The 12325-nt window shown below is 30.4% G+C and carries 13 protein-coding genes and 1 pseudogene; all 14 read right to left on the bottom strand.

What is annotated here, in order from left to right:
* Positions 1-68: 68 nt before the first annotated feature.
* The 14 genes and pseudogenes from ABDZ93_RS11505 to ABDZ93_RS11440 all read right to left on the bottom strand — a co-directional run bounded on the left by ABDZ93_RS11505 (position 69) and on the right by ABDZ93_RS11440 (position 12309).
* Positions 69-1364, bottom strand: coding sequence for a metallopeptidase TldD-related protein (locus tag ABDZ93_RS11505; protein WP_343826517.1), 1296 nt, complete (start codon positions 1362-1364; stop codon positions 69-71).
* Between the two features lies 1 nt (position 1365).
* Positions 1366-2748 (bottom strand): TldD/PmbA family protein, encoded by a 1383-nt coding sequence (locus tag ABDZ93_RS11500; RefSeq protein ID WP_343826516.1) that lies wholly within the window; start codon positions 2746-2748, stop codon positions 1366-1368.
* Between the two features lie 76 nt (positions 2749-2824).
* Complete coding sequence (locus ABDZ93_RS11495) at positions 2825-3580, bottom strand: nucleoside phosphorylase (RefSeq protein ID WP_343826515.1); 756 nt, start codon at positions 3578-3580, stop codon at positions 2825-2827.
* Between the two features lie 48 nt (positions 3581-3628).
* Positions 3629-4141 (bottom strand): DNA topology modulation protein, encoded by a 513-nt coding sequence (locus ABDZ93_RS11490; RefSeq protein ID WP_343826514.1) that lies wholly within the window; start codon positions 4139-4141, stop codon positions 3629-3631.
* Between the two features lie 56 nt (positions 4142-4197).
* Positions 4198-4719: a GNAT family N-acetyltransferase gene (locus ABDZ93_RS11485; RefSeq protein ID WP_343826513.1), complete on the bottom strand. Its 522-nt coding sequence runs from the start codon at positions 4717-4719 to the stop codon at positions 4198-4200.
* A gap of 24 nt (positions 4720-4743) precedes the next feature.
* Positions 4744-5307, bottom strand: a complete 564-nt coding sequence (locus ABDZ93_RS11480; RefSeq protein WP_343826512.1) for a GNAT family N-acetyltransferase — start codon at positions 5305-5307, stop codon at positions 4744-4746.
* Positions 5308-5620: 313 nt separating this feature from the next.
* Positions 5621-6382 carry a GNAT family N-acetyltransferase gene (locus tag ABDZ93_RS11475; RefSeq protein WP_343826511.1) on the bottom strand — a complete coding sequence of 254 codons (762 nt, stop codon included), beginning with the start codon at positions 6380-6382 and terminating at the stop codon, positions 5621-5623.
* 26 nt (positions 6383-6408) lie between these two features.
* The gene (locus tag ABDZ93_RS11470) at positions 6409-7215 is read right to left on the bottom strand and encodes a GNAT family N-acetyltransferase (protein WP_343826509.1); all 807 of its coding nucleotides are present in this window, start codon (positions 7213-7215) and stop codon (positions 6409-6411) included.
* A gap of 63 nt (positions 7216-7278) precedes the next feature.
* A pseudogene (locus ABDZ93_RS11465) lies at positions 7279-7851 on the bottom strand (GNAT family N-acetyltransferase).
* A 343-nt stretch (positions 7852-8194) separates the two neighbouring features.
* A complete protein-coding gene (locus ABDZ93_RS11460) occupies positions 8195-8734 on the bottom strand; it encodes a GNAT family N-acetyltransferase (protein ID WP_343826507.1) in 540 nt (179 codons plus the stop codon).
* Positions 8735-8801: 67 nt separating this feature from the next.
* Positions 8802-9872, bottom strand: coding sequence for a GNAT family N-acetyltransferase (locus tag ABDZ93_RS11455; protein ID WP_343826505.1), 1071 nt, complete (start codon positions 9870-9872; stop codon positions 8802-8804).
* 16 nt (positions 9873-9888) lie between these two features.
* Entirely contained in the window at positions 9889-10386 is a 498-nt protein-coding gene (locus tag ABDZ93_RS11450) for a GNAT family N-acetyltransferase (protein ID WP_343826503.1), read from the bottom strand.
* A 10-nt stretch (positions 10387-10396) separates the two neighbouring features.
* Positions 10397-11398, bottom strand: a complete 1002-nt coding sequence (locus ABDZ93_RS11445) for a S66 family peptidase (protein WP_343826501.1) — start codon at positions 11396-11398, stop codon at positions 10397-10399.
* Positions 11399-11457: 59 nt separating this feature from the next.
* Positions 11458-12309, bottom strand: coding sequence for a DUF2268 domain-containing putative Zn-dependent protease (locus ABDZ93_RS11440; protein WP_343826499.1), 852 nt, complete (start codon positions 12307-12309; stop codon positions 11458-11460).
* Positions 12310-12325 lie beyond the last annotated feature (16 nt).

Below are 12325 nucleotides of genomic sequence, written 5' to 3'. Positions count from 1 at the left end.
CTGTCAAATTATTATTCATATAAAACCCAAATTGCTAAAATTACATTCTAACAATCTGGGTTTTTATTTTAATTTCCTGAAATTGTAACCCCTTTAATCTTCATCCAAGGAGCTATGGAATCTCCATTATTTATAGTCTCAATAGATATTTCCTCTATATTATTAAACATATCCTTTAAATTTGAAGTTATCATAGTTTCAGTTATTGCATACTTAATTTCTCCATTTTCAATATAAAAGCTATTCTTAGCAACCCCTGAAAAATCTCCATTTGATGCTGGCATATCTCCTGAAAATCTTCCTAGAATTATCCCTTTTTTAGTTGATTTTATTATATCTTCTATGGATTTATCTCCATTATCTACAACTATATTAAAGTTAGTTTTAGTAACCGGCTTTCCAATTTTCTTTGCAGCATATAATCCTATAATAAAGGACTTTAATATACCTTTGTCTATGATACTTATATTCTCTGTTTTATAACCATCTTCAGTTACGAAATTCTTGCTAGCAATTTCATCACATACAGGCATACATCTAACTGTAAGATTATCACTAGCAACCTTCTCATTTAATTTATCCTTCAAAATACTTGTACCACCAATTAGTGATCTATCTCCAAGAAAATTTATATTATAGTAATATAGCATTTCTACTACTAACTCTGGAGTTAAAATTATATCTCCAATAAATTTATCCTTTATTCTCTCGCAATTAAGTTGACTAACTATATCCTTAAATCTTTGTCTAACATCAGCATACTCCATAAAATCTAAAGGTAATTCATTAAATAAATAACTAAAACCTGTAATAGATGTGGATTTTTCACCTTCCTTTGCTAAGAAACCTATATCAACTCTATATATTCCTTCTACTATTTTAAAATCTACACCATTAGAATTTAAAAAATTAGTTTCACTACTATTAAATTCTAAGGCAGTTGCATCCGAAAATTTGACCTGTGGGAACTCTTCCCTTAGCTTTTTTAAAAACACACTTGTAAATTCATACATCTTATCTAAGTCTGGCTCACTAGCTCCACTACTAAACTCTTCTTTATGTTGCTCTTCTGCAATATCATTACACTGGTCACTCTCTGCTGATTCACACATTTCCATTAATTCTTTAATCTTCATATTTATTGCTTCTTCATCTAGTTTATTTAAGGCTATAGTAGATTTTTTATCATCCTTTATAGCTACTAAATCTATACTAGCATCAATTGTTGTTCTTAAAAGAGTTATATCTTCACTTCCAAAATTTAACACATATTTTTTATTATTTTTAAGAATGCATTGAGCCTTATTCGCCCCTTTCTTAACTATATTATCAATACAATATAAGGCTATCTCTCTATTTCCCATACTATTTTCCCCCTATATTTACTTTACATTTAATTGCAGGTCCACCCATACCTACAGTTATAAGTTGTTTCTTTCCACACATTCCACTATTTGACCATAAAAGGTCATCTGATACCATAGTAACCGTCTTTAACATATCAAAGGCTACTCCTGATATAGTTGTATCCTTTATAGCTTTGCCTAGCTTTCCATTCTTTATTTCATAACCCATGGTTACTCCAAACATAAACTCACTAGTAGCATCAGCTTCACCATTACCAGGATTCATTAGATAGTATCCATCCTCTACAGACGCAATCATATCTTCAAGTTTATCCGTTCCTGGAAGGATACAGGTGTTTCGCATTCTTATTATAGGCTCATCTGAAAACTCATAGGCTCTTGCATTTCCCGTTGGTGCTACATTAAACATATTTGCACTTTCTTTATTATGCATATATCCCTTTAAAATGCCCTTTTCTATTATAGTTACGTCCTCTGCCTTAGTTCCTTCATCGTCTATATATATAGGTACTAGACATGTATCACCAAAAGCTGTATTAGCATAATCTACTAAAGTAATTAACGGACTAGCTACCTCTTTGTTCATATATTCACTTGCTATAGAGCCGGCTAATACAACGTCTGCCTCTGTAGTGTGTCCAACTGCTTCATGGGCAAGTATACCAGCTAAATCTGTAGCCAATATACACTCTTTTAATCCACCACTTGCATATACTCCCTCAGCCTTTTCTCTTAGTCTTTCATAAGTCTTATCTATTTTTTCATATAGATCATCTGGTTTTGAAAATTTATCTTCAAATTGACCCAATCCACTTATAATTTCATATAATTCTACAGGTACACCATTATTATCATTAACCACTAATTCTATCATTATATTTGCTCTTGGTAAAAATGAATATAACTCAGCTCCTGAAGATGTAATAAGACTTTTTTCCATATTTAATTCATTAATTCTTATACTTCTGCTAACTAAATTACTATATTTTTTTATAATATAATTATCTATCTCTTTAGTAAATTCTATTAATTGTTTTTGAGTTAATCTTGCCTTCTTTGTAGCAAATGATTTTTCTATAGAATAGTTTGAAGTTATTAACTCTCTATGCCTACTCACTGACTTAGAATTTAAAAATTCCCCATTTTGTCTTGCAATATTTAATACTTGTCTAATACTTTCATCCTTAATATTAGAATTAGAAGCAAATCCCCATGCTCCATTTACATTTACTCTTGCAGAAATACCACTAGAAGATGATCTAATATTCTGAATCAAATTGCCATTTGTCATCATTATACCTATGGATGAATTTTCTTGGCATCGCAGTTCTGTATACCCCTTTAGCAAATTAGAATATTTACTGAAATTTGATATAATCATAAACTTCCCCCCTAAAATGAGTATTTTTATACCCTTGTTATTATTATACATTACTTACATTTATTTTAAACCGCTTTTATATATTACTTGCAATTTCAAAGGCTATCATCATATATCTTTCTCTTTCACTTAAGTCTAAATTACCAAGAATTCTTTTTTCCCACTTTTCACTATCTAAGTTATCTGCTGAGTATAGAAATTGAAAAAACTCTACTCCTCTAAACTTGCACATAGCTGCTAAAGATGCACATTCCATATCCACAGCAATACATCCTTCATCCTTTCTCTTTTGCATATTTCCTATGGTTTCTCTATAAATTGCATCAGTTGTCCAAGTCTTTCCCTTAACATAAGGGACTTCTAAATCATCTAATATTTTTGCTAATTTATCAGTATTTTCAATAGTTACATAATCACTAGGTTTCATATAGTGATAACTTACTCCTTCATCTCTATATGCTTCAGTTGGAACTATTAAATGTCCAGCTGTAATATTTTTATCTAATGAACCACAAGAGCCATATACTATAACTTTCTCTGCTCCCATAGCTATAATTTCTTCAAGGGTACCTGTTGCAAAGGAGCCTCCTACTGGAGTCATATAAAATCCTATATCCTTCCCCTTATAATTCATTTTATAAATAATTACGTCACCATTAACTGACCTTGTAATTCCTACTTGAACTACACCTTCTAACTTTGAAAAAACCTCCATTACCTTATGAGAAAAAGTAGCTATTACAACTTTAGGAAAGCCTTCAATTCTTTCTATTATTTCCTTTGGATTTATTATGGCCTCCATGCACTCATCAAAACTATGAATTATACTCATTCTTTCATCTCCTTTACATCTTCATTAATTATATCTACTTTTAACATTTTAATTTTCTTTTAAATTCTTAAGAAGCTCATCTACTTCTCTTGGATTCTTAAGTACTATTATCTTCTTTTTATCTTCATAGGATTTGAGTTTTTCTAAAACCTTAGGTCTTTCATTTTTATTAAATTTTAATACCCATTTCACAAACTCTAAATCTAGCTTTTCTTCACATCCCTCTGTCATATCCGGTCTTTTCTTTCCTTTGAACATGAATCTTCTCTTTACAATTCTATAGGTGCAAAGTAAGGTAGACATATTAAGAAATATTATTGTATCTGCTGAGTTTAACCTAATATCCATAGTTGGCCTGTAATTTCCATCTATAATCCACTGCTCTTTATTAGATAATTCTCTTACTACACTCTCCCATTTATCCTTTGGTGTTTCTCTCCAACCTGGATTCCAATATAAAGTGTCCAAATGATATACAGGGAGATTTAATATACTTCCTAACTTACGTGAAAATGTAGATTTACCTGAACCACCACTACCTATTACAGCAATCTTATTCATATTTATCAATATTCTCCTTATCCTTAATAACTTTTTACATGATAAGCACTATACTATTAAATGTTCTTATCTAAGGATAAATAAACCAATTCTTCATCTTCTCTAACCTTAGCCATTCCAACCTTATTTAATAAATTAATAGATGGCATATTATCTCTTAAGCATTCTGCAATAATTACCTTCACAGATTCCTGAGAAAATGCCCATTCTATTAAAGCATTAACGGCTTCATAGCCATACCCAAGCATTCTTTTGCTTTCAACTATGTTATAACCAATTTCAATTTCTCCAATATCATTTGGAGAACCTTTAAATCCACCATCTCCAATTATGGTATTGTCAGCCTTATCAATAAAAATCCAAGGTCCATATCCATCAGGAAGTTTCTTTTCTAGCTGAGCCTTAAATATTGGTAATGCAGGCATTATATCGGAGCTTGGCCATTCTGTATTTGAATTTACATCTATATGATCATATGCATTTATATCATTTTTTAAGACTTCTGTTATAAATCTAAGTGACATTGTTCTAATGATTAATCTCTCAGTTTCAATTCCTATAACTTGGTTTAAAATCATAATTATCTCCTTCTGATGTATCTGTTACAATACTTCTTCTCTAATATCAATCCATTCCCTTTTTAACAAATCCATATACATTACATCTGAAAACTTTCCAGTTCTACTATCAAAAAAGCCTTCTCTTATAACTCCAATTTCTTTAAAGCCTAAGGCTCTATATAAACTATGAGCTCGTTTATTATCTATCATGCTAGTAAGTTCAATCTTATTCAAATTTAAAAATCTAAACATAAAATCTATAAAATGACTTAAAGCATCTTTCCCATAACCCTTTCCTTGCACTTCTTTACAAATCTTTATTCCAAATTCACATTTTTGCTCCCTTTTATCCCATTCACAATAATTCATTTCACCTATGGGAATCATTCCATCTTTTTCACAGATCATAAATCTTTTATTGGTAGCATATAGCTGTGAACTTAGAACTTCCTTTTCTATGCTATTTCTTATTGCAGTCTTACTCTCTAGAGTACCATAAGCTAAGGTAGCATGAGCCATAAAGCTTCCATCATTCCACCATTTATATAAATACTCCTCATCTCCTAGTTCAAGTTGCCTTATAACTACACTTTTCCCCTCTATCATAATTAACTCCTTTAATATTTTAAAATCAAAACCTAAAACTTTTATATGCTCACTCTTATTTAAAGTTTTGTCCGATGACTACCAGCTCTAATACTCCTACTCCCATCTTCTTCAAAGTGGGCGTAAAGAGCTACTACATCCCTGGATAACGATTTCCTCTAAGGGACAACGACTTCTAAGTATCAAAATATTGATACTTAGAAGTCTGTTAGTAACACTTCGAAGAAGCTAAGAACTGTGTTTATCATAATTCTTTCTAAGCTGTATCATGTTTAAGTGATCAAAACCACATTCCTTATATAATTTGATGGCACTAGCATTCCTTGGAATAATTTCTTGAATAGAGCTCTGCCCATGCTGGGAAAAATCCTGAATTTATAGCAATATTTTGTGAGTGGAAATGAGATTCTGCCGTTCCATAAAAAGGAATCTTTCCTCTCTTTAAAATCTCATTTTTTAAAAGTTTAACTAAGGTGGTTCCTATTCCCTTACCTCTGTGATTTGGCAGAACATCAATACCTATTTGCCACATGGTTTTACTATCTGCACTGGCACCCGCCATACCAATTATTTCATCACCATCCCAAGCAGAAACTGCAAGCATATCTGGATGATTTTTATCAAATAAAAAGGCTTCTCCAAATCTCTTATCACCCTCAAACTTCAAAATTTCTTCTTGCTCGTACCATTTTATATCATAAATAGGTTTATCCATCTCTTGCACATCGGGATTTGGTAGATAATAATGGTGAGCATCTGCTATCTCATGTCCAACCTCATGTAGCTTTTTATCAATAGCTCTAAGTTTAGGATATTCAAATAGCCATGCAGCACTTGCATTAATAAATTTTTCTTCAAACCATGGCATCAATGTAGGGGTTGTACTAATAATTGCTTTGTTTCCAAAACATAGTATTTTAAGAGCACATCCATCATTATCATAAATTCTTCTACCTTCAACAAGTTTATTCTCAACTACTGTATTTACTTCTTTTTCAAAATCAGCTACTTCACAGCTATAATCCAGAGCTAACTGAGCCTTAGCAATTTCTATAATTTCATTTTTTGTATACATATTATCTCCCCCTCGTACTTAAATAATTACTTAAACATATCAATCTGCACTTCATGTTTATTTGATACAAATCCAAGGCTTTCATATAAATGAATTGCATATATGTTACATTCATCTGCTTGAAGAAACCCTCGCACTGCACCATTATCTTTACCATAACTCAATGCTTGTGTAACTAACTTTCTTCCAATACCCATTCTTTGATATTCAGGTCTTACCGCCACTTCTCTTATCCATACAATTGGTCCTTTTTGACTATCATGAGCATATGTGGCTACACATACTAAACCTACTATTTCCCCTAGACTATTTCTACTAATTATGATTGTGTTATTTTTTGTTCCTGTGCTTATTGCTTCTGTACCATTTAACCATGACTTTATCCACTCTGTTGTTTGCCCTGCAAAACCACGACTTTGCCCTTTGCAAGACCTAGTAACCTCAGAAGCAACTTCTGCATCAATCTGATTTAAAAACTCATATTTTAGATCACAATTTACATCTTCAAGAGTGTCATTAAAATAATCATTCCATTTAGCCCATACCTTTAATCCAGTATTCTCTAAGCCTAAAACGAATTCCTCTGGAATAAAAGTTATTAAGAAATTATCATTTTGTGTTTCTATTGCACTTATTAATATTTGTTCATCATTTGCTGCCCAATGATATTGATATATTTTACTTTCATTATTATAGCCATAAATTAATATCATATTTTTATTTTTAAGTACTATCTTAAAATTCTCTACATCATCATAATCAGTGTATTTCATTGATGAATATTTAAAGTTAATTATTTCTTTCTTAATCTCTAAAAATTCTTGTCTTGTCATAATTACCTCCTATAAACTTCCAGATAACTGTATATCACCACTATATCTTTAATCTATATTAATTTATTCTTCCATACCCTTAAGCCACTCATCCTTTAATATTGCATATACAGCTAAGTCATAAAATCCTTTGTTATCCCGCCATTCAGATTGCCTTAAGGTTCCCTCATACTTCATTCCACTTTTAATCATTACCTTTCCTGAGGCAATATTATTAGTATCATGAGTTGCTACTATTCTATTAAATCCAACTTCAGAAAATAAGTAATTAATTACGGCCTTTAATGCCTCAGTAATTATACCCATATTTCAATATTTTCTCGATATACAATATCCTACTTCACAAGAATAGTGCTTTTCATCCACTCTTACTAAAGAAATTTCACCTATAACTTCTCCAATATCATTTAACTTAATAGCCCAATCATAGTTATCATCATTCTCATACTCTAAAGTCCACTGCTTTATGACCTCTTTAGTTTCATCTACATTATGGTGTGGTTTCCAAGATAAAAATTTTGTTACTTCACTATCGGTTGCCCAATTTTTAAACATATCATGTGCATCAGTAACTTCAAGTTTTCGTAGTAAAAGCCTGTCTGTATTTATTATTTGTGTCCCTTTATGTGTAAACATATAAGTTTCCCCTTTTAATTTAAATTCATTTATTTTCTTCTAGCATTGTTTTTACCCTGTAATTTGTAAAATATAATTATTATGAATGACTATTATATAATTTATAATAACCAGACTTACACATTTTACCATCATATAGCACTACTCTGTTATCAACATAATTAAATCCAAGTTTTTTAATTACAGTTTTAGATGTTTAAAATCTTCTTTCTTTATTGTAATTCTCATTATTATCTTTACTTAGACTTGTACAATAAGTACATAAGTTTAACTAAAACTTATCTATTTTTTTACTACTCCATCCTTATAATTTGTTAAATAAGAATATTGTTTATTTATATGATTAACACTTAAAGTCATTCCAATTTACTGGGGTAGTTTTTCCATTTTGCCAATCTTCTCTTGTAATACCATAACCAATTGCATCATATAGTTTTCCATTTTTACTTCCCCATGCCTTTCGATAGTGTGCCTCTTTAACAAAACCGCACTTATGGAATACACATCTCATTGCATAATTATCCTGTCTTGTATTTCCCTCTATCCTTTCATTATCAGAGTAATTATTAAATATATAATCAACAAGCCACTTCACTGTAATTGTCCCGATTCCCATACCTTTGTACTTGCTCAAAATTTTTATGTCAAACAACGGGCTATCATCTTGTAAATCATAAATTCTTATCATTCCTACTTTTATGCCTTCATCTAAAATAACCCAAAATGTTTTGCAGTCATCCCCAGTATAATAATGGTTTTTATAGCTCTCTCTAATTCTTTCAGGGTTTTGGTTCGGTGTTCCATAAAATTCCCAAGTATCTGATGTTAAAAATCCTACAAGAGTATCAATTTCATCTTTAAATTCTTCAAAACATATTTTCATAATTTTATTTCCTCCTTTAAATTTCTTACAATTGAGTCTTTTCTTTATATCTCTCAATGTATTCTTGTTAATTACTACACTGAATATTTTCATTTAAAAAACTAATCCAAGTTTTTCTAGTAAAATTAGAACACATATTATAAGTTTGAAGTTTAATAATGTAATTTTTAAATCTTAAATAATCTATAGTAATTTTCTTATGCTTCATGATTGTCATAATATCAATAGTTTTTTCAACGTCATTAGATTTTATATAACAATAAAGACATTCCCATATCAAAGGTTCTTCAGTTTTGGATGCTTCTTCTAAATATTCACCCCATTCATACCACTCTGATTCAGATAAATCCTTTAAATTTTCAATTGGAGGATACGAAGAAAAAGAATAGTAAGAATTGCTAAAGGTAAATCCTAATTTTTGAGCTATTGCCCTAGAACCTTTATTAGAATCTACACAAAGCCAATCAATTTTTTCGTAACCATTATCAAAACAGTCTTTAATGGTTGCAGATGCAGCTGTTTTCCCGAAACCATTTTTTCTATACCTTTCATCTGTATGAATTCCAATTGCAATTGTCTTCTCAAAGCTACAATCACTCAATGACCAACTCACAATTGTCTTGTCATTACGTATCAAATATCCTGCCCCATATTTTTCGAACTTTTCATCATCACCCCAATCCTCAGCCCATTTCAATACTCTTTCTGAATTTTCAAAGATATTTTGTCTTAATAAAGCTATATCAACTTTTTCTAGTACATATCCTTCTCTCAAGGTTGAATTGCATTCCACGAACTCATCAATAGATAATACATAATGCCTTCTTTTGTATCTTCTAACAAAATGATTCTTATGAATAGTTTGTATCTTATCTATCCAATCACTTGAATCAGGAGTTAATTGATCCCAGAAATCCAATTCTGAAGACACTTCAGAATTAAATACTTCATCATTTATACTGCCAGCAATTAAATTACACTCACTAGTTTTTATCAATGCCACAGTTGGATTATCAATGTTATTTACATATATCTCACCAGGATTTTCATCATATATAACAGAAAATACAGATAATTCATCTTCTGATTTAACTAAATGGGCTATTTTCTTAAATTCTTTACTGACTAATTTAATCATTTAATCTCTCCTTTGGTTATTCTTCATTTATTTTTACATATAGCAAATTATCATAATAGTTATTCTCAAACTTCATAATCTTTTTTAATAAGCCTTCTTTTTTAAAGTTATTCTTTATAGCAACTCTTTCACTTGCTTTATTTCGTGGATCCATACGAATTTCAAGTCTTATTAACTTTAAATTATTAAAAGCAATATTTTCTAACTTCTTTACAACTTCGGTTGCAATACCTCTATTAAAAAAATTTCTATCTATGAAATATCCTATTTCTCCAATGTGAGGACTGTCTTGAAATACTTTTATGTTGCATCCACCTATCACAGCATCTTCATAGATGATTGAATAATTATACTCAAGATTATTTACTCTTTTATACTCTCTCCTTTTAATCCATTCTCTCTTCACCTCAATACTTTCAGGAATTGTTGCATAATAAAATTCAAACTTTCCTTCTGTAAGTATTCTAAAGAAGTCCTCAGCATCTTCTATTACTGGATAACGCAAATTAATCATAAAATTCCTCCTATAATCCCCATTCCTCAATAATGCTTACTTTCTTGTTTGTAGCATCAAGTTCAATCTCACATCCTATTGGTAGTGTAAACATAGGATGTGTATGACAACAATCAAAATCTGCAATGAATGGTAATTTTTTATTACCTAATACTTCTAACAATATTTCATATGGTTTTTTACCTGTATTTAAGTCATCAAACAACTCATGCTTTCCAATGATTATTCCTGAAATTCTATCAAAAACACCATTTACTTTTAAAAAAGAAAAACTTCTTTCCATTGTTGCAGCATCTTTTAAAGAATCCTCTATAAAAAGTATGTCTCCATCCTTTATTTCAGGCATGTACTTGCTTCCCCATATACCTTGCATTGTATTCAGATTTCCACCTATTACTCTACCTCTAGCAACCCCTTCATAGATCGTAATCCATTTATTTTCTCTTTCTTCTTTACTTCTATCTTGTGTTTCCCAATTAACATATTCATCTGTCCAATATTGTGGAATTTCAAAAACATAAGGAATTTTTGTTTTATCAATTGCAATTTCTTTAAAATATCTATAAGTAGAATCAACAAAGGGTGATAATTCCCCAAATGAAGCTACCAATGCAGGTCCATAATAAGTACTTATCCCTGTTTGTTCATAAATAGCAAGTAGAATTGCTGTAACATCAGAATAACCTATTATTATTTTAGGATTCTTTTTAAATGCTTCATAATCTATATAAGGAAGGAGTGAATTTGAGTTCATTCCTCCAATAGTGGACATTATACATTTTACTTTGGGATCTCTAATTAAATTATTTAACTCCTCTGCCCTCTCTTTGATACTACCTGCCCTATAGAAATCGTACTTTCCTGTTAAGTTTCCTTCTACTATTTTAAATCCTTTATCTTGTAAATATCTCTTTGCTCTTTCAAATCTTTTAGGACATGAATATGTTATTGGTGATGATGGTGAAAAAATACCAATATAATCACATTTTTTTAATTTCTCTATCTTACTCATATAATTTCCTCTCATAATTAAATTAAAATTCATTTATTTTTCTATACATTTATTAAGAATTACTTATTATTGTGACCATACCCGCTCATAGCATAAATTTCATCTGAATTCATTTCAATCATTTCCTTTGTACTAGTAAGTGAATAGTTTCTTTTAAAATATTCAACAATTCTATATCCAAAGAAATATCCTGCACACCAAGGTATTCCCACTTCATTATCACCAAACATGTATTTACAATAATCTACATCCGTCTCATTTAACAATTTAGAATAATGCTTATTCCATAATTCTTTTTCTTGTTCTCTACTTATTTGAGAAATCCACTTAGGATTTAAAGACAGATTAAAACTTTTCGCAAAGGTATCTGCTTGCCCATCGATTAACATAGATTCTATAAACTTTCCTGTACGTCCTCCATGTACAACGTGCCAATAATTCCCCCACACGCTATGATGATACTCATGAGCAAATACATAAGGTATCCACTCTAAATAATTTTTAGCTAATGGATTAATGTTTAATAAAATATTACCAAACACATTAACTCCCCACACACCATTCTGATTTTCCTTAACAATCAAATTGTCATCATCAATGGGATAGATGGCAATTACTATAGGATCATCATCATAATTAGGAAGTGCATTTACTATTTGCATAAACCTATGTTTAATATCGTTAATGTCTATATTTCTCATTACTTCAATCTGTTGTTTTAATTTAGATATGTTCTTGATTGGCTGTGGTTTTCTATCAGACATATCAAATGGTGCCCATTGGCTAATTTTATCCCAATAAGGCTGAATAGCATATTTGTCCCATAACATCTCACAATCTGCATTTTCTTTTTCCATCTCTAACAAGTATCCATCCAAATTTTCGTAAACAGCTATTATATCTAACTCCATTTCATTCTCCTTTTAA

This window comes from Clostridium subterminale, from assembly GCF_039521425.1.
Classification (GTDB): domain Bacteria; phylum Bacillota; class Clostridia; order Clostridiales; family Clostridiaceae; genus Clostridium_J; species Clostridium_J subterminale.
The sequence above is the reverse complement of the archived record's forward strand: the minus strand, read 5'-3'. Positions and strand labels throughout refer to the sequence as shown.